Annotated in this window: 21 protein-coding genes; all 21 read right to left on the bottom strand. The window is 71.2% G+C overall.

Features of this window, described 5'->3' with window-relative positions:
• Positions 1-17 precede the first annotated feature (17 nt).
• The 21 genes from WEB03_RS00615 to WEB03_RS00515 all read right to left on the bottom strand — a co-directional run bounded on the left by WEB03_RS00615 (position 18) and on the right by WEB03_RS00515 (position 21,907).
• On the bottom strand, positions 18-1,034 hold the full coding sequence (locus tag WEB03_RS00615) for a lysostaphin resistance A-like protein (RefSeq protein ID WP_368069034.1): 1,017 nt from the start codon (positions 1,032-1,034) through the stop codon (positions 18-20).
• Positions 1,035-2,915, bottom strand: a complete 1,881-nt coding sequence (locus WEB03_RS00610; protein WP_368069033.1) for a SpoIID/LytB domain-containing protein — start codon at positions 2,913-2,915, stop codon at positions 1,035-1,037.
• A complete protein-coding gene (gene murA / locus WEB03_RS00605) occupies positions 2,908-4,221 on the bottom strand; it encodes a UDP-N-acetylglucosamine 1-carboxyvinyltransferase (RefSeq protein WP_368069032.1) in 1,314 nt (437 codons plus the stop codon). Before murA ends, WEB03_RS00610 begins: the two co-directional genes overlap by 8 nt.
• Positions 4,222-4,319: 98 nt before the next feature.
• The gene (locus WEB03_RS00600) at positions 4,320-5,735 is read right to left on the bottom strand and encodes a diguanylate cyclase (RefSeq protein WP_368069031.1); all 1,416 of its coding nucleotides are present in this window, start codon (positions 5,733-5,735) and stop codon (positions 4,320-4,322) included.
• Between the two features lie 171 nt (positions 5,736-5,906).
• Positions 5,907-6,290: an ATP synthase F1 subunit epsilon gene (gene atpC, locus WEB03_RS00595; RefSeq protein ID WP_368069051.1), complete on the bottom strand. Its 384-nt coding sequence runs from the start codon at positions 6,288-6,290 to the stop codon at positions 5,907-5,909.
• A 61-nt stretch (positions 6,291-6,351) separates the two neighbouring features.
• The gene (gene atpD, locus WEB03_RS00590) at positions 6,352-7,800 is read right to left on the bottom strand and encodes a F0F1 ATP synthase subunit beta (protein ID WP_368069030.1); all 1,449 of its coding nucleotides are present in this window, start codon (positions 7,798-7,800) and stop codon (positions 6,352-6,354) included.
• 82 nt (positions 7,801-7,882) lie between these two features.
• Positions 7,883-8,770, bottom strand: coding sequence for a F0F1 ATP synthase subunit gamma (locus WEB03_RS00585; protein WP_368069029.1), 888 nt, complete (start codon positions 8,768-8,770; stop codon positions 7,883-7,885).
• Positions 8,771-8,836: 66 nt separating this feature from the next.
• Positions 8,837-10,450, bottom strand: a complete 1,614-nt coding sequence (gene atpA / locus WEB03_RS00580) for a F0F1 ATP synthase subunit alpha (RefSeq protein WP_368069028.1) — start codon at positions 10,448-10,450, stop codon at positions 8,837-8,839.
• Between the two features lie 98 nt (positions 10,451-10,548).
• Complete coding sequence (gene atpH / locus WEB03_RS00575; RefSeq protein ID WP_368069027.1) at positions 10,549-11,082, bottom strand: ATP synthase F1 subunit delta; 534 nt, start codon at positions 11,080-11,082, stop codon at positions 10,549-10,551.
• A gap of 31 nt (positions 11,083-11,113) precedes the next feature.
• Positions 11,114-11,647: a F0F1 ATP synthase subunit B gene (gene atpF / locus WEB03_RS00570; RefSeq protein ID WP_368069026.1), complete on the bottom strand. Its 534-nt coding sequence runs from the start codon at positions 11,645-11,647 to the stop codon at positions 11,114-11,116.
• A gap of 8 nt (positions 11,648-11,655) precedes the next feature.
• Positions 11,656-11,895, bottom strand: a complete 240-nt coding sequence (gene atpE, locus WEB03_RS00565; RefSeq protein WP_368069025.1) for an ATP synthase F0 subunit C — start codon at positions 11,893-11,895, stop codon at positions 11,656-11,658.
• 90 nt (positions 11,896-11,985) lie between these two features.
• Positions 11,986-12,786, bottom strand: coding sequence for a F0F1 ATP synthase subunit A (gene atpB, locus WEB03_RS00560; protein WP_368069024.1), 801 nt, complete (start codon positions 12,784-12,786; stop codon positions 11,986-11,988).
• On the bottom strand, positions 12,783-13,289 hold the full coding sequence (locus tag WEB03_RS00555; RefSeq protein ID WP_368069023.1) for a hypothetical protein: 507 nt from the start codon (positions 13,287-13,289) through the stop codon (positions 12,783-12,785). Before WEB03_RS00555 ends, atpB begins: the two co-directional genes overlap by 4 nt.
• Entirely contained in the window at positions 13,279-13,599 is a 321-nt protein-coding gene (locus tag WEB03_RS00550) for an AtpZ/AtpI family protein (RefSeq protein WP_368069022.1), read from the bottom strand. Before WEB03_RS00550 ends, WEB03_RS00555 begins: the two co-directional genes overlap by 11 nt.
• A gap of 119 nt (positions 13,600-13,718) precedes the next feature.
• Positions 13,719-14,879, bottom strand: a complete 1,161-nt coding sequence (locus WEB03_RS00545) for a glycosyltransferase family 4 protein (protein WP_368069021.1) — start codon at positions 14,877-14,879, stop codon at positions 13,719-13,721.
• Position 14,880: 1 nt separating this feature from the next.
• Positions 14,881-16,170, bottom strand: a complete 1,290-nt coding sequence (gene glyA / locus WEB03_RS00540) for a serine hydroxymethyltransferase (RefSeq protein WP_368069020.1) — start codon at positions 16,168-16,170, stop codon at positions 14,881-14,883.
• Positions 16,171-16,208: 38 nt separating this feature from the next.
• A complete protein-coding gene (locus WEB03_RS00535) occupies positions 16,209-16,940 on the bottom strand; it encodes an L-threonylcarbamoyladenylate synthase (protein ID WP_368069019.1) in 732 nt (243 codons plus the stop codon).
• Between the two features lie 46 nt (positions 16,941-16,986).
• Complete coding sequence (locus WEB03_RS00530; RefSeq protein ID WP_368069018.1) at positions 16,987-17,859, bottom strand: class I SAM-dependent methyltransferase; 873 nt, start codon at positions 17,857-17,859, stop codon at positions 16,987-16,989.
• Positions 17,860-17,918: 59 nt separating this feature from the next.
• Entirely contained in the window at positions 17,919-18,992 is a 1,074-nt protein-coding gene (gene prfA, locus WEB03_RS00525) for a peptide chain release factor 1 (protein WP_368069050.1), read from the bottom strand.
• 3 nt (positions 18,993-18,995) lie between these two features.
• The gene (locus WEB03_RS00520) at positions 18,996-20,099 is read right to left on the bottom strand and encodes a DUF1385 domain-containing protein (RefSeq protein ID WP_368069017.1); all 1,104 of its coding nucleotides are present in this window, start codon (positions 20,097-20,099) and stop codon (positions 18,996-18,998) included.
• A gap of 146 nt (positions 20,100-20,245) precedes the next feature.
• Positions 20,246-21,907 carry an S-layer homology domain-containing protein gene (locus WEB03_RS00515; protein WP_368069016.1) on the bottom strand — a complete coding sequence of 554 codons (1,662 nt, stop codon included), beginning with the start codon at positions 21,905-21,907 and terminating at the stop codon, positions 20,246-20,248.
• Between the last annotated feature and the right edge of the window lie 211 nt (positions 21,908-22,118).

Below are 22,118 nucleotides of genomic sequence, written 5' to 3'. Positions count from 1 at the left end.
CGCTGGGGACCCTCCGGTCAGACCGGGAGGTCGAGGTTCTGGGCGACCAGGGTCAAGCTGATCGCGATGCCGTTGAAGACCGCGTGTCCCACGATCGGCACCAGCAGGTTCCCGGTGCGGTGGAAGGCGATGGCGAGCACGAACCCGAGCGCGGCCAGGCCGCTCGGGAGCAGCACGGCGCCCCACCCACCGAGCGAGACGGCGAAGGCCAGGGCGGCCAGACCGAGCGTCCCGAGCGCGAACCGGACCGGGGTCGGGAAGCGGGGCAGGACCCCGAGGCAGAGCAGGATGACCGCCACGAGGATGGCCGGCAGCGCCTCGGGACCGATGACCTCGACGTGCACCGCACCGAACGGCACCGAGCTGATCACGGCGGCGGGCCACAGCCCGACCCGGCGGCGGAGCGCCTGGAAGAGGATGCCGCGGAAGAACAGCTCCTCGCCGATCGGTGCGAGCACCACCGCGGCCAGCACGACGAGCACCGTCGCGAGCGTGTCGCTGCCGACCACCGTCAGCAGCTGTTGCTGCGGTTGATCGGTGTCCCCGAGGAGGGTGAGCAGCAACCCGAGCGTGACCTGGATGCCGAGGAACCCACCGACGCCGACGAGGATCCCCCACCCGACGTGGCTCCAGGCGGGCCGGATGGGTCCCCACAGGCGCCACGTCAGCCGCCCCCGCAGCTTCAGGTAGCCGAGCCCGGTGACGATCACCCCGGCCTGCGTCAGGATCACGGCGACGAGCGCCCCGGGGCTCTCGGTGTCGGTCGGGTCGACGCCGAACGCGAACAGGGCGAACGTCAGCGGCAGCGCGATGATGAGCTGGCCGAGCAGGAACCACGCGAACAGACCGAAGCCATCGGCGAGCGTGAACGGCACGGGGAAGGTCGCTTCGGGGCTCGTGCCGCGCCACCAACCGCGAGGCAGCGGGGGCCACGCGGGGTCGTCGGTGCGCACCTCCGCGGTGGCCGGCGGTGGCGGTGGCACATCCGGCGCTGGGGGGGACGGCGGCGGGGGCGGGGGCGGCGGGTAGGTCACCTAGGACCTCCTCGAGGCCGGCGGCGGAGCGGGGTGGGGAGCGGACGCGGAGCTGCGGGCGGACGCGTGACCGGATGACGACGCGACGTCGGGCGGATCCACCCGGCGGGGGCCGGAGGGTGCCGCGCCGACACCGCTGCCGCCACGCCGTCGCACGAGCACGATGCCCCCGACCAACGCCGCAACGATCAGTCCGATCGCCAGCCACGGCGGTCCGTCGCCGCCGAGCGGGCTCGCCGGGGGCGGGTCCGGGACATCGAGCGCGACCGGGAGCGGTGTGGCGGCCACGGAGCCATCGGCTGCGGTGACGGCGAGCGCGACCTCGTAGGCGCCGGTCGGCACGGGCTCACCATCGGGACCGTTCAGGTCCCAGACGCCCACCTGGCGGCCCGGACCGGATGCGCCGAGCTCCCGCTCGAGGACGACCTCGCCGTCGGTGTCGGTGACCCGCAGCGTGACCAGACCGGGCACGGCGGACACCGCTTCGACCGCGATCGCGCGTGGCAGGGTCGGTACGCCGATGGCCTCCTCGGTGCGCGAGATGGCCGCGGGCTCGCCCCACCCGGCTGGTGCGCTCAGGCGCACGCCGGACCCCGCCGCCACGACCGTCCACGTGCCCGCCGCACCCTCGACCACGACCTCACCTGCGGCGGTGATCGACATCGGACCGTCGGGTGTGACGCTGCCGACGGCCGGCCGCGACAGCCCGACCCGCATCCGCTCCGGCAGCGCGTCGGGGGTCGTCGGCTCGAGCCCGGTGTAATACGCGGCGAGGATCTCGACGTAGCTGGCGCCGGCTTCCGCCCGTCCCCACGCGCCGTACTGCCCCATGCCGACCGCGTGCCCCCACCCGCGGCCGGAGACCACGACCCCGTCGTCGCCGACGGCCACCTCGAACCGTGACGAGGGCAGGGTCGTCGGCAGCGGCCGGAGACCGTCGGAACGGACGGTCGGGAACCGATCGGGGTACAGCGACGGCGCGACCGAGGACACGAAGCTGCGCAGGTCGACGCTGTCGACGACCACCTCGGTGCCCTCGCGGCCGGTCACCCGCAGGTCCGCTCCCGGTTCGTCCACGGGACCGAGGCGCTCGATCGTGGCGACGGGGACGGCGGCGGCGAGCGTCTCACCTCGGCCGAGGATCGCATCGAACTCCTCGCGGCTGAAGGTGACCTCCCAGCGGTGGTAGGGCGAGACGGCATCCTCGGGGTCGTCGACGCCGGTCAGGTACGGCCGTGGACCGGAGCGCGGGAAGACCACCTCGTTGGGCAGGGTCCGCCCCCCGGAGGTCGAGAAGTACCGGGCGAGGATCGGACCGCCACCGTCGTCGAGGAGCACCTCGCCACGGGTGGCTTCGACCGCCGCTCGCCAGCGATCACCGTCACCCTCCTCCTGCGCCGCGCCGACGAAGGCCTGGCAGTCGACGGTGTCGCAGATGTCGTAGCCGCGCGATGCGAAGGTCCCGAGCTCGGCCTGGTGCCAGGCGTAGGTCCGGGCGGCCACGGCCTGCGCCTTCAGGGCCTCGAGGTGCCACCGGCTCGGCATCTCGGCGACCCCCGCCACGTAGTCGTCGATGGTGAGGTCGTTGACCAGCACCTGCCCATCCCCCGGCTGCCGGAGCTCGAGCCGATCGAGGAAGCGGCGACCGTCCGCGAGCTCGAGCGCGACCCCCGGGCCGGCGGCGAAGGTGACGGGGGCGTCCACGACGCCGAGGTCGACCGGGTCGGTGGGGACGTCGACCTGTTCGATCCCCGGAGCGTCAGGGGCGGGGGATCCGACGGTGATCACCACCTCGTCGGCGCGCGCGCCCGCGCTCAGCGCAGCGACCGCGGCGAGCGGGAGGACGAGCAGCGCGGTGAGCCGGCGGCTCGGGTCACGCATCGCCGGGCCCGGGGACCGGACCGAGCTCGGAAGCGGGCACGCGTTGGACATCGGCGCCGAGCTCCTGCAGCCGCGGGACCCACGCGGCGTACCCGCGGTCGACGTGGTGGACGTCGCGGATGATGGTCGTCCCCGTGGCGACGAGCCCGGCGAGCGTCCCAGCGGCGCCGGCGCGGACGTCGAGCCCGGTCAGGGTGGCCCCGTGCAGCTGGGACGGTCCGCGGATCAGCGCGTGGTGCCCGTCGATCTCGATGTCGGCGCCCATGCGGCGCAGCTCGTCGACGAACGAGAACCGGGACTCGAAGACGTTCTCGGTGCAACGCGAGGTGCCCTCGGCCTGGCTCAGCAGCACCATCAGCTGCGGCTGCAGGTCCGTGGGGAAGCCGGGGTAGGGGAGGGTGACCACGTCCACCGCGTCGAGGTCGCCGCCCTTGACCCGCAGCGAATCGGCGCCCTCCTCGACCACGACCCCCGCGGCACGGAGCTTGATCAGCGGCAGCGTGAGGTCGGTCGATCGGACGCGCTCGATGACCACGTCACCACCCGTCAGCGCCGCAGCCATGGCGTACGTGCCGGCTTCGATCCGGTCGGGACAGGTCACCCACTCGGTGGGGGCGAGCCGATCGACGCCCTCGATCGACAGGGTCGGTGACCCGATGCCGTCCATGACCGCGCCCATCGCCACGAGCATGCGGCACAGATCCTGGATCTCGGGTTCTCGGGCGGCGTTCTCGATGACGGTCTCGCCATCGGCGAGCACGGCGGCGAGCAGCAGGTTCTCGGTGGCGCCGACGGACGGGAAGTCGAGCGTCAGCAACGCGCCGTGCAGCTCATCGGCGTGGACCTCGACCTCGTCATCGCGCTGCCAGACGGTCGCACCCATCGCTTCCAACCCACGCAGGTGCATGTCGATGGCGCGAGCACCGATCTTGTCCCCGCCCGGCAGCGCGAGCCGGGCGCGGCGTGTGCGCCCGACCAGCGGGCCGAGCACCGACAACGAGGCGCGGATGCGCGACACCGCGTCCGCGGGCGCGTGCCAGTCCGGTTCCTCCGAGGCGTCGATCACGCAGGTCCCCGCGTCGAGGTCGAGGTCCACCTCGAGCCCGAGACCGCGGAGCACGTCGACCATGACGGGGACATCGGCGATGGCGGGGATCTCGCTGAGCCGGAGCTCACCGTCGCAGAGGATGGCCGCCGCCATGAGCTTCAGCGCCGAGTTCTTGGCGCCCGAGAGCCGGACGGTGCCCCGCAGGGGTGCGCCGCCGTGCACGACGAAGACGTCGTCGGAGGAGGTGGGATCGAGCATCGCCGGAGCGTACCGGCGCTGTTCACACCGCCGGCCGGGCCGGGGGCCGGGGTCGAAGGCCGGGTGTCGGAGCCGCGATCCGATCCGCAGCCGTCGGGCTACGGAGCGACACCAGCGGTGTCACGGCCGGATCGCTTGGCGCCGTACATCGCCTCGTCGGCGCGATCGACCAGGTCGTCGGCGCCCTCCCCATCGGCCGCGATGGCGACGCCGACCGACACCGTCGTCGGCCCGCGCCTGGCCGCCACGATCATGCGGCGAGCGATGTCCTCGGCTTCGGCGAGGCCGCCGACCTCCAGCACGGTGGTGAACTCGTCCCCCCCGATCCGGTACAGCTGGTCGCCGGCCCGGAGGACCGACGCCAGCGCGTGGCTGACCTCCCGCAGGATCCGGTCCCCCGCCCGGTGACCGTCGCGGTCGTTGATCGCCTTGAAGTTGTCCACGTCGACGAGCAGGAGCGCGACCTGGTGGCCCGGTGGGGTCGCCGCCAACCGTGCGCGGAGCTCCTCCTGGAACGTCGCGTGGTGGCCGAGCTCGGTCAACGGGTCCTGGCGCGCACGGAGCCGGAGCTCGTCGAGCGTCCGGACGGCACGGATGCTGGCCGCAGCCTGGGCCCCGAGGATCTCCAGGATCGGCATGGCGACCGGCTCGAAGTCCCGCTCCGTCGCCTCGGCCACCACGAGGCAGCCGAGGTGCTCACCGCTCGCCCGCAGCGGGACCACCGCCAGCGACCCCACCCCCGCGTCCCGCAGCCGGCCGTGCATCACGAGATCGCTGTCCTCGGTACCGGAGGCGTACAGCGACGAACCCGCCATCACGAACCCGTCCAGCTGGCCGAGATCGATGGGTTCGACCTCCGCGAGCGCCTCGCTGAGCGGCCCCTGGCTGGCCACGATGCGCGCGTAGCTCGACCCATCGGGCTCGAGGAGCGCCGCGGTCGAGGTCCCGGCGAACTCGATCGCTGCCGCGAGGACGGCGCGGTGGATGTCGGCCTCCTCGGTCAGCTCGGTCATGGCGGACGCGAGCCTGGCCACCCGTTGCGCGATGGATTCGGCCGGCGGCCCACCGAGTTCGGCGAGCCGCGTCTCGAAGGCGGCCACGACCCGCTCGATGGTGTCCCGCGCACCCGACGGGAACGGCTCGCGCGACTCGACGTTGAGCGCGCCGACGACGCGGCCCTCGTGACGGACGGGGACGGTGATCTGGCGCAGCAGGTCGGGGGCGGCGAAGAGGAACTCGGGCTCGGCCCGGGCGTCGTCGATCTCCACGGTCCGTCCGGTACGGACCGCTCGCCCCATGACCCCGACGTCGCACGGGATCCCGTCGAGGATCTGCCAGTACCCGCGCTGGGCGAGGCAGCGCAACCTGCCCGCCTGCTCGAGGTAGACGCTCGGGAGCTTGAAACCGCCCGCCGCGAGGTGGCTCACCACGGCATCGGCGGCGGCCTGGACGGTGCCGGCGGTCGCCAACGAGGCGGCCAGGTCGGCCGCTACCTCGACCCGTCCGGCGTCCACGCTCCCGCCTCCCCCGCCACGTCGTGCAGCCCTCCCGCGGTCATCCGGTCGCGGGTCCCGGAGGCTGCCCGAGGTGACACAGCGTAGGCGACCGTGTGCGGTCCCGGAGAGGGTTCGAGCGACCAGATCTCGCGCGGCCGGACGGCCGTGTCGAGGCGCTCTAGACCCGGCTCAGCTGCTCGCGGCGACGTCCACACGCAGGCGTTGCTTGGCCAGGGAGGTCCGCATCGAGGCGTCCTCTCCCTCGGACAGCTTCTGCTCCAGCCGCTTGACCTCCGCCTCGGCGCGGGCGCGGTCGATCTCGCTGGCGAGCTCGGCCGTGTCGGCCAGGATGATGACCTTGTCACGACCGACGAACAGGAAGCCGTTGTGCACGGCGACCCGTTCGGTGTGGCCGTCGTCGAAGGTGACCTTCACCGGCCCGATGTCGAGCGCGACCAGCGCCGGCTGGTGACCCGGCAGGATGCCGATCTCACCGTCGAGCGCGCGGGCGGACAGCTCGGTCGCCTCGCCCGAGAGCAGGGACTTCTCGGCCGAGACCACCTCGACGTGCATCGTCGCCACGGGGATCTCCTCGGTGAAGCGGGGTGGGCGGCTGGGGTGACCGGGCGGCCGGTCAGGCCAGCTCGGCGGCCTTGCGCTGGACGTCGTCGACGTCACCGGCGTACAGGAAGGCCTGCTCGGGCAGGTCGTCGAGGTCACCGTCGATCAGGGCACGGAAGCCCTCGATGGTGTCGGAGACCGGGACGTAGACACCCTTGTTGCCGGTGAACTGCTCGGCCACGTAGAAGTTCTGCGAGAAGAACCGCTGCGCCTTGCGGGCACGGGAGACGGTGACCTTGTCCTCTTCGGAGAGCTCGTCGATCCCGAGGATGGCGATGATGTCCTGGAGGTCCTTGTAGCGCTGCAGGACCTGCTGGACGCCGACGGCGACGGCGTAGTGCTCGTCACCGACGACCATCGGGTCGAGGATGCGCGAGGTCGAGTCGAGTGGGTCGACCGCGGGGTAGATACCGAGCGACGCGATGTCACGCGACAGGACGGTCTGGGCGTCGAGGTGAGCGAAGGTCGTGTGCGGCGCCGGGTCGGTGATGTCGTCGGCGGGCACGTAGACGGCCTGCAGCGAGGTGATGGAGCGACCCTTGGTCGAGGTGATCCGCTCCTGCAGCTGGCCCATCTCGTTGGTCAGCGTCGGCTGGTAACCGGCGGCCGACGGCATGCGACCGAGGAGGGTGGAGACCTCCATACCCGCCTGGACGAAACGGAAGACGTTGTCGACGAACAGCAGCACGTCCTGGCGCATCTCGTCGCGGAAGTACTCGGCCATGGTGAGGGCCGACAGGGCCACGCGCAGACGCACGCCCGGCGGCTCATCCATCTGGCCGTAGACGAGGGCGGCCTTCTCGAGGACGCCGGCCTCCTCCATCTCGATCAGGAGGTCGGTGCCCTCACGGGTGCGCTCGCCGACGCCGGCGAACACCGACACACCACCGTGCTGCTGGGCGACGCGGTTGATCATCTCCTGGATGACGACGGTCTTGCCCACGCCGGCGCCGCCGAACATGCCGATCTTGCCGCCCTTCACGTACGGCTCGACGAGATCGATGACCTTGATGCCGGTCTCGAACATCTCGGCCTGCGGCTCGAGCTCGTCGAACTTCGGCGGGTCACGGTGGATCGACCAGCGCGTGTCGGCATCGATCTGGTCGATCGTGGTGTCGAGCGGTTCGCCGAGCACGTTGTAGATGTGGCCGAGGGTGCCGGGACCGACCGGCACGGTGATCGGCGAGCCGGTGTCGGTGACGGCAGCGCCACGGACGACACCGTCGGTCGGCTGCATGCAGATCGCGCGCACCCGGTTGTCACCGATGTGCTGGGCGACCTCGGCGGTCAGCGTGACGTCCTGATCACCCTCACGGCGCTCGAAGGTGAGCGCGGTGTTGATCTCCGGCACGTCACCCGGCGGGAACTCCACGTCCACGACGGGACCGATGACGCGGATGATGCGACCCTCCGCACCCGCGGCGGGACCATCGGTGACCGTGGTGGTCTGCATCGTCGACATCTGCTGCTCCTGGCTTCTGCGTCCCGTGAACGGGACCTGGCTGCTCATCGCGAGCCGCGTGCGGGGTGGGCTGGTGCGCCGCTCAGCGACCCTGGGAGAGGGCTTCGGCGCCACCGACGATCTCGGAGATCTCGGTGGTGATCTGGTCCTGACGTGCCTGGTTCATGACCTGCGACATGGAGCTGGCCACGTCGTTGGCGTTGTCGGTCGCGGACTTCATCGCGCGCTGGCGGGCAGCGTGCTCGGAGGCCGACGATTCGAGCAGGCCGTGGAAGACCTTGGCCTCGACGTACCGCGGGATGAGGCGGTCGAGGATGGTGTCGCGGTCCGGGATGAACAAGAACTCGGGGGCGATCTCGTCACCGCCGCCGAACTCCTCGGGCTTGACCGGCAGCAGCTCCATGCGGACCGGCACCTGGGTCAGCGACGACTTGAAGTCGGTGTAGACCAGCCAGACCTTGTCGAGCTCGCCAGCGACGTAGCGCTCCATGACCGTCTCACCGATACCGGCGGCGTCCTCGAGCGCAGGTTCGTCGGTGACACCCTCCCAGGTCCGCACGCTCTGGCGACCGCGGTAGGCGAAGTAGCCCTTGCCCTTGCGGCCGACGACGTAGACGTCGACCGACCGACCGGCGGACTCCTCGTCGCGGATGGTCCGCTCGGCGAGCTTGAGGATGTTGGCGTTGTACGCGCCCGCCAGGCCCCGGTCGGAGGTGAGCACGACGACCGCGACGGTGCGCGTCTCCTCGCGCACGTGCAGCAGGGGGTGGTTGGCCACGTCGGAGCTGGCGGCCAGCCCCTTGATGATCAGGTGGATCTGCTCGGCGTAGGGACGGGCTTCGCGGACGCGACGCTGCGCCTTGACGATGCGCGACGCCGCGATCATCTCCATGGCGCGGGTGATCTTCTGGGTGCTGCGCACCGACTTGATCCGTCGCCGCAGCTGGCGGATCTGACCGCTACCTGCCACCTCGTCCTCCTCGTCACCTCACCTCGTCAGCACGGCCGGTCCCGGCGCACCGTCGAACGCGAGGTCCTACTCCTCGACGGTCTCGCTGGAGGCGGCCATCGCGTCCCAGCCCTCGTTCTCCTCCGGGGCGACCGCCTGCTCGCTGGGCTCGAAGGTGTCGGCGAAGTCGGACATCGCGGACTTCAGCTCGTCGGTGAGCTCGTCCTTGAGCTTGCCGGTGCGCAGACGCTCGAGCAGCCCGTCGTGACGGGTCTGGAGGAACTCGTGCAGCTCGTCCTCGTAGCGGGCGACGTCACCGACGGGGATGTCGTCGAGGAAGCCCTCCGTGACGGCGAAGACCGAGGCGACCTGCAGCTCGACCGGCAGCGGCTTGAACTGCGGCTGCTTGAGGACCTCGACGACGCGCTCACCGCGGGCGATCTGCTGCTGCGACGCCTTGTCGAGGTCGGAGCCGAACTGGGCGAACGCTTCGAGCTCGCGGTACTGGGCGAGCTCGAGCCGCACGGTGCCGGACACCGCCTTCATGGCCGGACGCTGCGCCGAACCACCGACGCGGGAGACCGAGATACCCGGGTTCATCGCGGGGCGGACGCCCTGGAAGAACAGGTCGGTCTCGAGGAAGATCTGCCCGTCGGTGATCGAGATCACGTTGGTCGGGATGTACGCCGAGACGTCGTTGGCCTTGGTCTCGACGATCGGCAGCGCCGTCATCGAACCCGCACCGAGCTCGTCGTTCAGCTTGGCGGCACGTTCGAGCAAGCGGCTGTGGAGGTAGAAGACGTCACCGGGGTAGGCCTCGCGACCCGGGGGGCGACGCAGCAGCAGCGACAGCTGGCGGTAGGCGTCAGCCTGCTTGGAGAGGTCGTCGTAGATCACCAGGACGTGCTCGCCCTTGTACATCCAGTTGGCACCGATGGCCGCGCCCGCGTACGGGGCGATGTACTGGAAGGGCGCTGGATCCGACGCCGGGGCGTTGACGACCGTCGTGTACTCCATCGCGCCGAAGCGTTCGAGGGTCGCCACGACCTCGGCGACCGTGGAGCCCTTCTGGCCGATGGCGACGTAGATGCACTTGACCGCTTCGGGGGTGCCCCAGAGCTGCTTCTGGTTGATGATCGCATCGATCGCGATCGCCGTCTTGCCGGTCTGGCGGTCACCGATGATCAGCTCGCGCTGACCGCGACCGATCGGCGTCATGACGTCGATGACCTTGATGCCGGTCTGCATCGGCTCGTGGACCGGCTGACGGTCGACGACGCCAGGCGCCTGGACCTCGAGCGGCCGCGTGCCGTCCATGCGGGCCTCGTCGAGCGCGCCCTTGCCATCGATCGGCCGACCGAGCGGGTCGACCACGCGGCCGAGCAGCGCGTCACCGACGGGCACGGACAGGACCCGGTCGGTGCGGCGGACGGTCTGGCCCTGCTCGATGGAGGCCGCGTCGGCGAACACCGCGGCACCGATCTCGTGCTCGTCGAGGTTCATGGCCATACCGAACACGCCACCGCCGAAGTCCAGCAGCTCGTTGGCCAACGTCCCGGGCAGCCCGGAGATGGTGGCGATGCCGTCACCGGTCTCGGTGACACGCCCCACCTGCTCCTGGGCGAGGCCGGGCTCGTAGCCCTCCAACATCTTCTGGATGGCGGAGGAGATGTCCTCCGAACGGATCGAGAGGTCGCTCATCTGGCGGTCTTCCTCTTCAGGTCGGTTGCCGCGTACCCGCTGCTGCGCGTGCTCGGGGGGTGCGTGACGTCGTGCGCGGGCACGTCGCCGTGTGGCTGCTAACGACCGACTCGGCCGCGGAGGTCATCGAGTCGCTTGGCGAGCGTGCCGTCGATGACGGTGTCGCCGATCTTGGCCCGGACGCCGCCGACCACGTCCTGGTCGACGAACACCTTCAGGTCCAGGGTCTTGCCGGTGGCGCGCTCGAGCGCGGTCTTCAGCGACGCACGCTGCGCCTCGTCGAGCGGCACCGCGACGTACACCTCCGCCACCTCGGCGTCACGCCGGCGGGCCGCCTGCTTGGCGACCTCGTCCGCGATGGCGGGCAGCTCACCGACGCGATCCGCGGCGATGATCATCGCCAGGGCCGAGCGGGTGGCCGGGTGCGCCGCCTGCAGGGCGGAGGACTCGGCGAAGGTCAGGCGCCGACCGACCGGCAGGTGCTGGTCGGTCAGCTGGCGGCGCAGCTCGTCGCTGGCGTCGATCGCACGCGCCACCGTGAGGAGCTCGTCCTCGACGGCGTCGAGGGCGCCCTCGCCGGTGGCGAGCGCGACCACGGCCTGCGCGTACGCGCTCGTCCGATCGGTCGTCATCGTCGGTCCTCGTGGGCCGTCAGCGGGGTGGTCAGTTCGCCCGCGACAGGTTCTGGATGTAGTCGTCGACCAGCGCCTGGTGGGTGCCGGGGTCGAGCTCGCGCTCGACGATGCGTCCGGCCAGGTCGACCGAGATCACACCGACCTGCGCACGCAGCTCCTGGAGCAGACGGTCGCGTTCGGCGTCGACGTCGGCACGCGCCTTGTCGAGCAGCGCCGCCGCCTCGTCCTCGGCCTTGGCGATGATGTTCGCCCGGAGCTGTTCGGCGGTCTGCTTGGCCTCGTCGACGATGCGGGCAGCTTCGCCACGCGCGTCGGCGATCTGCGCGTCGAACTCGGCCTTGGAAGCTTCCGCTTCCTGCAGCTTGCGGTCCGCCGCCTCCATCTTTCCCACGATGGCGGCGCTGCGGTCCTCGAGGACCTGGTTCGCCTTCGGGAAGACGTACTTGACGATGAACAGCATCATCAGGAAGAAGGCGACCGCACCCCAGATGAGCTCCGGCACGGCCGGGAGGAGCTCGAGGCTCTCGGCCTCGCCTTCAGCGACTGCGAGCAGGGTGAGCATGAGGGCTCCTAGATGGCGAAGGCGAGGACGAAGCCCAGCAGCGCCAGCGCCTCGATGACGGCGATGCCGATGAACATCGTGGTGCGGACCATGCCGGCCGCCTCGGGCTGACGTGCCATCGACTCGACGGCCTTCCCGATGAGGATGCCGAGGCCGATACCCGGCCCGATCGCAGCCAGGCCGTAGACGAGTCCGTTGCCCACGTTCGATTCAGCCGCAGCTGCCTGCGCCAGGTAGACCAGATCCATGGGGTTTCTCCTTGGTGACGAGGTGCGCCGGATCCCCGGCGCTGTGAGCGTGTGCCGCGCGAGCGATCGCCGCGCGGAGTCGGTGCGGCGCTAGTGGGCGGGCTCCACAGAGGAACTGATGTAGACCGCGGTCAGCATCGTGAAGATGTAGGCCTGCAGAGCGATGATGAACAGCTCGAAGATGAAGACCACGGGCGAAGCCAGCAACGCGAGGATGCCCACGGGCAGGCCCGGGCGCGGGTACAGGAAGACGTGGATCGTGACCAGGGTGATCACCACGAGGATGTGACCGGCGACCATGTTGGCGAAGAGCCGGACCATCAGGGTGAACGGCCGGAGGAGCAAGTTCGAGATCAGTTCGATGGGTGTCAGGATCAGGTAGAGCGCCTTCGGCACGCCCGGTGGGAACGCGAGCTCCTTGAAGTAGCCCCCGAAACCCTGCTCTCTGATGCCGACGGAGACGTAGATCACCCAGGCGGTCACTGCGAGGACGAGCGGGAACGCGATCCGGGACGTCGGCGGCAGCATCAGGAACGGCGTCAGCTTCGCCAGGTTCATGAAGAGGATGAAGACGAAGAAGGTGGTCAGCAGGGGGACGAACTTCGGCCCCTTGACCGGCCCGATGATGTCGACGGCGATGCCGCGGACGAAGTCGATGACCATCTCGCAGGCGGACTGCAGCTTGCCGGGGACCACCGTCGGCGACTTGAACGCCCGGAAGAACAGGAACGCCGCGATCCCGGTCATCAGGAAGGCGATCAGGATCGTGCGGTTGATCGAGAGCGGGCCGAGCTCGACGAGCGTCGGCATGTCGAACAACGCGTTGATGTTGTCGAGGGCTCCCTCGAACTCACCGCCGTAGGTGACCTCGACTGCGAGGAATGGCGTCACAGCGATCGACTCCCGTTCTGAGGCATCGCGTCCGGGGTCGGGGCCCCGGACGCGAGAGGCGAAGGATGAGCGTGCGCCGTCGGCCGCGCGGCCCCGGCATCGACGTGGAACAGACGAGGTGTGCGAGCGATCCAGACCATCTCGGCAGCCAACATCACCGTCGTCGCGACGACGGTCGCCATGGCGAGGCTCGGCCGGTGCAGCCACGTGGCGTGCGACAGCGAGACGAGCACCGCGGCGTAGATGGCGAGTCGGGCGAAGGCCCCGCCGGCCATCACGGCGACGGCCAGTCCGGGCGCGTGGTCGATCGCCCAGACCAGTGACGCCGAGGATGCCCCGAACAGCAGGGCGACGAAGCTGACGCCGACGAGGCTGCCGACGACGCCGGACACGCTCGCGTACAGCCCGGCGGCAACGACGATCGGCACGGTGAGCACGACGAGGAGCCCGCTGGCTCGCTTCGCCAAACGCAGGTGGTCGCCGCTGGCCGTATCACTGCGCAACGGGGGGACCTGCCTCGCGGTCGGCGATGGCCGCATCCTGCATCCGGCCGCTGCGCAGCCAGATGAGGTAGATGCCCGCCGCGTTGCCGAGGAGCGCACCGATGGCCAGGAACCACGGCGGCGTACCGAGCCAGCGGTCAACCAGCCATCCGATCCCGGACCACGTGAGCGTGGCGGCCATCAGTTCGACCCCCATCACCGACGCAGCGTCGAGCCCGACGAACGCACCGCGGAACTCCTCACGACGGCGTGCATCGCCAGTCGGAGTTCCGGCAGCCAGGGACATCGTCGAGCCCGTGTCGTCCTGCACGGCAGCACAAGTGAAGGCGCCGTGCACGGTGGAGGTGAGGTGAGGTGCGGGGAAGCTAGCAACCGGGACGAAGCACTGCCAAAGCGGCTGCGACGGACGCACGCTCCCTGAACGCATCCTCAGCGCCTGACGTCCGAGGTGTCTCCCGCGGCAGGCATCTGCTCGTCGGGGACGAGGTCCACGGCGTCCTCGACACGGTCCGCCCGGGTGCCGGCGACGGTCACCGCGGCGCCGATGACGGCGGCAGCCAGCAGCCACGGAGCGAGCGTCGGCAGCCGCACGAAGGCCGGGCCCACCGACGCCACCGCGAGGAGGGCCGACCAGTAGTAGAGGACCAGCACCGCGCGGCGGTGGGAGTGTCCGAAGGCCAACAGCAGGTGGTGGAGGTGACCGCGGTCGGCGGCCGTGATGGGCTGGCGCCGCACGAGCCGGCGGCCGATCGCGAACGCGGTGTCGAGGAACGGCACCGCGAGGACGAGCGCCGGGATGAACAGCGGCACCGACCCGTAGAAGTCGACGTAGGACGGTGCCGTGGTCCGGCCGACGTAGCTCACGCCCGCAGCACCCAGCAGCAACCCGAGCAGCATCGATCCGGTGTCACCCATGAAGATGCGCGCGGGGTGGGTGTTGTGCACGAGGAACCCGACACACAGACCGACGAGCGTGGCGGCCAACAACGGCGCGGCGGTCGGGATGGAGTCCACCAGCCCGGACGAGGTGCTGCGCACCGTGAAGACGAAGAAGGCGACAGCGGCGATACCGACCACGCCGGCCGCCAGGCCATCGAGGCCGTCGATGAGGTTGACCGCGTTGACCATCGCCACCAGGGCGAACACGGTCAGCACCATCCCGAGATCGGACGAGAGCGCGATGACCTGCAGACCCGGGACCCAGAAGTGCACCAGCTGGATACCGAAGACGACCACGGCGAGCGCGGCCAGCAGCTGGCCCGCCAGCTTGACCGTCGCGGGCAGCCCGAACAGGTCGTCGGCGACACCGATGGCCACGATCGCGAGGGCGCCGAGGAGGATGGCGATCGGTTCCGACGTGGTCGCGAACAGGTCACGGAAGTCGGGCAGCAGCGCCGCGACGCCGACGGACGCCAGCAGACCGACGAACATCGCCAGGCCACCGAGGGTGGGGACCTCCTCGCGGTGCACCTTGCGCGGGTCGGAGGGCCGGTCGACCGCCCCGACGCGCCGCGCGAACCATCCCACCAGCGGCGTCACGAAGCCCGTGACGAGAGCGGCGGTCAGCGCGACCAGCAGGTAGGGGAGCACCTCAGGGCCTCGGGGGTTCGGGGTAGGCGGGGAAGCGGCCGACCAGGTCGGTCACCTCGCCGCGTACGGCGGCCCGGTCCTCGTCGGTCCCGGTCAGCGCGCGATCGATCAGCCCGGCGACGGCGGTGAGCTCGTCCGGCCCCATCCCCTGGGTCGCGACGGTGGCCGTGCCGGCGCGGATACCGGAGGCCACCGCGGGCGGGTTCTGGTCGAACGGGATCGCGTTCTTGTTCAGCACGATGCCGGCCGCGTCGGCTCGAGCCTCGGCTTCAGCGCCCGTCAGGCCCTTGCCCGTCACGTCGGCGAGGAACAGGTGGGTGTCGGTGCCACCCGACGTCACGCGGTAGCCGCGGTCGGTGAGGCCGTCGGCGAGCGCCCGCGCGTCGTCGAGGATGCGCTGGCTGTACTCCTTGAAGGAGGGGTCCATCGCCTCCTTCAGGGCCACGGCCTTGGCGGCGATGACGTGCTCGAGCGGCCCACCCTGGGTGCCGGGGAACACGGCCTTGTCGACCGCCTTGGCCAGGTGCTCCTTGGCCAGGATGATCGCGCCCCGGGGGCCGCGCAGGGTCTTGTGGGTGGTGAAGGTGACGATGTCACACCACGGCACGGGGCTCGGGTGCACGCCGCCGGCGACCAGCCCGATGAAGTGGGCCGCATCACACATCAAGGTGGCGTCGACCTCGTCGGCGATGGCGCGGAACGCCTCGAAGTCGAGCTGGCGGGGGTACGCGGACCAGCCGGCGATGATCAGCTTCGGACGGTGCTCGAGCGCCAGGGCCCGGACCTCGTCCATGTCGATGACCTCGGTGTCCTGACGGACGCCGTAGGAGGCGACGTCGAACCACTTGCCCGAGAAGTTGAGCTTCATCCCGTGGGTCAGGTGCCCGCCGTGGGGCAGCGACATCGCCAGGACCTTGTCGCCCGGCGAGACGGTGGCGAAGTAGGCCGCGATGTTGGCGCTGGCGCCGGAGTGCGGCTGGACGTTGGCGTGATCGGCCCCGAACAGCTGCTTGGCGCGGTCGATGGCCAGCTGCTCGAGCGGGTCGACCGCTTCCTCGCAGCCGCCGTAGTACCGCTTGCCCGGGTACCCCTCGGCGTACTTGTTGGTCAGCACCGACCCTTGTGCGGCGAGGACGGCCGGCGAGGCGAAGTTCTCGCTGGCGATCAGCTGCAGCTTGCCTCGCTGCCGGTCGAGCTCGGTCAGCAGGCCCTGCGCGACCTCCGGATCGAGGGCCTGCAGGGCGGCGAAATCGGGGCCCCAGTACGTGCGCGAGGAGGCAGGACCGGACAAGCGAAGCTCCAGTAGCGAGGAGGCGGAAGGCCTCCAGGCTACCCCTCGGTGCCCTCCGAGTCGCCCCGAGCGGCGTCGTCGTCACCGTCCGGCCTCCGTGATCCACGCTCCTCCGGCGCGGGCACCGCGAACGGATCGAGCTCGCCTCGGGCGACCGCGAGCACCTCGTCGGTCGGCACGACCCCCTCGCGCAGGACGTGCGGCTGGCGTCGGGTGACGTCGACGATCGTCGACGGCTGGCCCCCGGACCGGGGGCCACCGTCGAGGTAGAGGTCCACGGCGTCACCGAGCTGCTCGTGCGCGTCGGCGGCCGTGGCACCGGGCGGCTGGCCGCTGAGGTTGGCCGAGGTGACCGCCAGCGGGCCGACGGCACGGATGACCTCGAGGGCGACGTCGTCCAGCGGCATGCGGACCGCGACGGTCCCGTCGTTGCGTCCGAGGTCCCACCGCAGCTGTGGCTGCGCTGGCACCACGATGGTCAACGGGCCGGGCCAGTAGGCCGCCACGAGGCGGTCCAGGACGTCGCTGACCAGCGGCGTCAGCGCGGGCAGCTGCTTCTGCGACCGCACCAGCACGGGGAGGGGGTTCACGCGTTCCCGGTCCTTGGCGGCGAAGATCCGACCCGTCGCTTCGGCGTCGAAGGCGTCAGCCGCGACCCCGTACACGGTGTCGGTCGGCAGCACGACCAGCCTCGACGCACGCAGCACCGAGGCGGCACGCTCGATGGCATCGGCGTGGTCGTCGACGGTGACGTCCAGGATCTCGGCCACGTTCGGGACCTCTGCAGGTCGGTGGGAGGCGGCTGTCGCCGCGACGCTACCCGGCTCGCTGCGCCACCACGGCCCGGTCCCGGCCGGTCAGGTCCTGCACGAGCCGCGCCGAGACGAGCCCCGCGCGCGTCGCCGAGGTGAGCGCCTCCTCACCCCGCCGGTCGTCGATCTCGACGATGACCGTGCCGCCCACCCGCAGCCACGTCGCAGCCAACTCCAGCAGCTCGTCGACGACCTCGTGGCCGTCCGGGCCCCCAGCGAGCGCGGCCGTCGGATCGTGCAGGACCTCCGGCGACCAGGTCGTCCGATCGGCGAGCGGCAGGTACGGCGGGTTCGCGACGAGGACGTCGACCTGCCCGCGCCAGGCCGGGTCGATCGGGTCGAGCAGGTGACCCTGTCGGACCTCGCCGGTGGCCCCGGCCGCCGGCGCGTCCGGGTCGGCCTGCCCGGCGGTGGTCCTGGCGAGGTTGTGACGGGCCAACTCGACCGCGGCGGGATCGACGTCGGTGGCGACGACCTGCACGCCCGGGACCTCGGCGACGATCGAGCACGCGATCGCTCCCGAACCGGTGCAGGGCTCGAGGACCCGGGGGGCGGGGCCGGCGGCGGCTGCGGCAGCGATCGCGACGCCCGCCACGACCTCGGTCTCCGGCCGCGGGATGAAGACGCCGGGAGCGCAGGTCAGCTCGAGCGTGCGGAACCAGGTCCGGCCGAGCACCTGTTGCAGCGGCACGCGTGCCAGCCGCCGGTCGACCAGCCCGTCGAGGACCGAACCACCGCAGCCGGCGGCAGCCCCGACGACCTCGACGACGTGCTCGACGAGCAGGCGAGCATCGACGGCCGCGTTCGGGACACCGCCGGCGTCGAGCCGGGCCGCCACGCGCCGGACCACCTCGTCGTCGACGCGTGCACGCCCCACTCGTTGCTCCTTGTCGAGACCTGCGCCCACCCCTCGGGAGGCGGACGGACGGCCGCCGCTCAGCGGTCCTCGTCGAGCGCCGCGAGCTTGGCCTCGCGTTCGGCGCGGCGGAGCGCGTCCACGATCGGTGCGAGGTCACCGCCGAGGGTCCCCGTGAGGTCGTGCAGGCTGAGGTTGATCCGGTGGTCGGTGATCCGGGACTGCGGGAAGTTGTAGGTGCGGATCTTCTCGGACCGGTCCCCCGTCCCGATCTGGCCCTTGCGCGCGTCCGACCGTTCCCTGGCCGCGCGCTCCTCCTCGGCCTGCAGGAGGCGGGCCCGCAGGATGGTCATCGCCTTGTCGCGGTTCTGGTGCTGGGACTTCTCGTCCTGGCAGCTGACGACCAGACCCGTCGGCAGGTGGGTGATGCGGACGGCCGAGTCGGTGGTGTTGACGCTCTGCCCCCCGGGTCCGGATGAGCGGAAGACATCGACGCGCAGGTCGTTGACATCGACGTGGACGTCGACCTCCTCGGCGACCGGCAGCACCGCGACCGACGCGGTCGAGGTGTGGATGCGCCCCTGGGACTCCGTGGCGGGCACCCGTTGGACGCGGTGGACGCCGGACTCGTGCTTGAGGTGGGCGTAGGCGCCGCGACCGGTCACCTCGAGGACGGCTTCCTTGATGCCGCCGATGCCCTGCTCGGACCGTGACAGGGTCCGGGTCCGCCAGCCCATGGTGATCGCGTACCGCTCGTACATCTCGACCAGCTCGCCGGCGAACAGCCCGGCCTCGTCGCCGCCGGCGGCGGACCGCACCTCGAGGATGACGTCACGGTCGTCGTTGGGGTCCTTCGGGACCAGCAGGAGCTTGAGCTCCTCCTCGAGCCGGGCACGGGTGGCCGTGAGCTCCTCGATCTCGGTCTTCAGCTCAGCGCGGTCGTCCCCCTCGGCGTCGCCGGCCATCTCCCGGGCCGTCTCGAGGTCCTCGCCGGCGCCGCGCCAGTGGACGTAGGTGGCCACGACGTCGGCGAGCTCGGCGTGCTGTTTGGCCAACGAGGTGTAGCGCGCGCCGTCGGAGGCGACCTCCGGGTCGGCGAGCTGCGCCTCGAGGTCGCGGAAGCGCCCCTCGAGCTGCTCGAGCTGGTCGAACAACACTCAGACAACCTCCGTGTCCGGGTCGTCGGGGACCGGCAGCGGCTCGCCCGCGACGCGGGTGGTCGCGTCGGTCAGGTGCACCTCGAGCCCGTCCTCGGCCAGGGTGACCACGCTGTCGAGGGTGGGGGGGACGCGACCGAGCCGCAGGTCGGCCGGGACGACCGCCTCGAACGAGCGGATCGCCACCTCGATCTGGTCGACCGACGGCGGCCGGGTGGTGATGCGCTGCAACCACAGGCCGGGCGCCATCAGGCCACGCACCAGCGGGTGATCGCCGTGCGCGGCCCCGAGCCGCAGGCCCTCGTAGGCGACCCCCGCGACCAGTGGCAGCAGGACCACCCGGAGCGCCACGTGGTAGGCGACCGCGACCCCGAACCCGGCGTCGTCGGGTGGCGGGACGAGCAGGCCGCCGACGGTGTAGACGACCATCGCGAGCAGCATCACCAGGATGAGGAAGTTCGTGCCGCAGCGGACGTGGAAGGTGGAGTAGCGGTCGACCGTCGCGGGTTCGAGCACGTCGTCGTGCTCCCACGCCGCGATCGTCTTGTGCTCGGCACCGTGGTACTGGAAGACCCGACGGATGTCGGGGATCAACGAGATCGCCCACAGGTAGGCCAGGAAGATGCCGATCCGGACCACCGATTCGATGGTGTGGAACGCGACCCCGTCGCCGAGGCCGCCACCGAACAGGGCGTCCACCCCCTTGGTGCCGGCGGACGGCAGCACGATGAAGAGGCCGACGAACAGCACGAGCGCCACGAGCAGCGATGCACCGACCGCAGCCCCGTCACCGTCGTCGTCGTCGGAGCCGTCCTCCTCGAGCGCCTGGTCGGCGGAGATCCCGAGCGCCCTGGTCCCGATCCTCAGCGAGTCCACCAGCGCGTAGCACCCCCGCACGAGGGGGGCCCGGAGCCACGGACGCCGCTGCGGGGCGTCGGAGACGGGGTGGCACTCGAGCCAGATGTCCCCGTCGGGGCGACGGACGGCGACCGCCCAGCGGTCCGAGCCGCGCATCATCACGCCCTCGATGACCGCCTGCCCGCCGTAGTAGTGGGCTTCGAGCGCGGCAGGATCGGCGGTGGGTCCCGCGGTCTGGGCGCTCACGCTCGGCTCCTGCACTGACTCCGTCGGTCCGCGGAGCATCGAACCGCCAGGGTAGACCCCGCCCCGATCCGCGCCGGACGGGGCGGGATCGGGACCGGAACGGGCGAGGTCGCGCCGACACGAGTCGGCCCGACCTCACCCCACCGTCACCGCGCGGCGGCAGCCCTCACGAGGATCGTGGCCGCTTGCGCCCGCGTGACCGGACGGTTCGGACGGAAGGTGCCATCGCTGTAGCCGGAGACGATGCCGGCGGCCGAGACCGCATCGATGCTGCGTTCGTGCACCGAGCCGGCGACGTCGGTGAACCGTCCCGTGGCGCCCCTCGGGAGCCGCAACGCACGGTGCAGGATCGTTGCGAGCTGGCCGCGGGTGATGTGCGCGTTCGGTCGGAACGTGCCGTCGGGGTAGCCGCTGACCAGGCGTGCCTCCGCCACCGCGCTGATGGCCTCGCTGTGGGTCCCGGTCCCGACATCGGAGAAGTTCGCTGGGCGGCTCGCCTCCAGCGAGAAAGCGCCCGCGAGCAGCGACGATGCCTGCCCACGCGACACGGCCCGGTCCGGCCGGAAGGTCCCGTCGGCGAACCCGCTCACGAAACCCTTCTCGACCGCCTTGGCGATCATCCCGTCGTGGGTGTGCCCACCGGTGTCGGAGAAGGTGCCGGGGACCCGCGGGCGCGGCAGCTGGATGAAGCGGTTCCCCTCCCAACCGACGTTCCAGTTGTGGTGCAGCCACTGGCCCGACCGGGTGTTGGTCGAGAAGTAGGTGTCGTTGCCGCAGTCGAAGGTGATGGCACCGCACCGCGCGCCGGCGTCCGGGTAGCACAGGACATCGACCTGGTCGGTGCAGTGGCCAGCGCCGTCGCTGCCGCGCGCTTCCGGCTGGACCGCGCCCATGGTGTGTGAGAGCTCGTGCAGCGGCACCGACCCTGCGAAGTACCCCCCGTACACCACCGCGTACATGGACCGGCCCCCGTTGTTGAGGTTGTTCACGCTGCGTCGAGCATCGACGAACATGTCGGCCGTGCCGGAGACGTTCCGGTCCGGCGAGGGGGCGTCGACGAACACCAGGTACTTCTCGCTGGGGCTGCGGTGACCCGCCGCAGCCACGGTGGCCCGCAGATCGGCGAAGCGCAGCGATCCGACCTCGACCGCGCTGACGGCCACCTGCCCGTCGCCACCGCAGCGCACGCGCAGGTCGGCCGACGGGCCGCCGGAGCGCCGTCCGGACTCGGCGACGGCGTGGTTGGAGCGTTCCAGGCTCGCCCGGATGGTCGCCAGGTGCTGTGAGAGACGGTTCGCGCCAGCGCGGTAGCCGTAGACCACGACCGTCCGGTGGGACCCATCCGGCGCGCACACGACCGGCCGCCGCGTCGACGCCAGATCACGCGAACTCGAGGCGGCGACCACGACACCCTCATCGCCGCCTCCGGCCTCCTCGCCGTCGTCGTGGCCGTCGCCGCCCTCGACGGTCCCTTCCTCGTCGCGAGGGTGCGCGTGGGGGCGGGGGACGGTCCCGACCACCCCATCGGGACCGGTGTACTCGAGCAGCCCGTCCGCGACCCCCCGCACGCAACCGGTGGCAGCCTCGAGCACCAGCGGCGGGCGGCACGCGGTCGTGGCCAGCACATCACCCGCGTCGGTGACCACGGAACCGACCGTGCCCACCACCTCGCCAGCCAGCTCAGCGACAGCCCCGAGGGCGCCGCCGGAGCCGTCGGGCCCGGATGCGGGCGCCGGAGCGGCTCCCAGGATCAGCGGCAGCGCGAGCAGCGCGGCCAAGAACGGGTGAGAACGGGCGGGGGGACGCATCGGACGCTCCTCGAGCGGTCAGCTCGACACGTCCTGGCTGGGCGTGTCTCACCTCCTGCGTCGACGGGAACGGCCGAACGGCATTAGGGCACATAGTCCCTAGTGACTACGCTCAGCGTCCGTATGGTCACTGTCCGTCGCCGCGTATCGCGCGTGCGACACACGACGACGCCGCCGGACCAGCCGGCGGAGTCGTCGTGGGGGTCGGTCC

This window comes from Nitriliruptor sp., assembly GCF_040882075.1.
GTDB lineage: Bacteria > Actinomycetota > Nitriliruptoria > Nitriliruptorales > Nitriliruptoraceae > Nitriliruptor.
The sequence above is the reverse complement of the archived record's forward strand: the minus strand, read 5'-3'. Positions and strand labels throughout refer to the sequence as shown.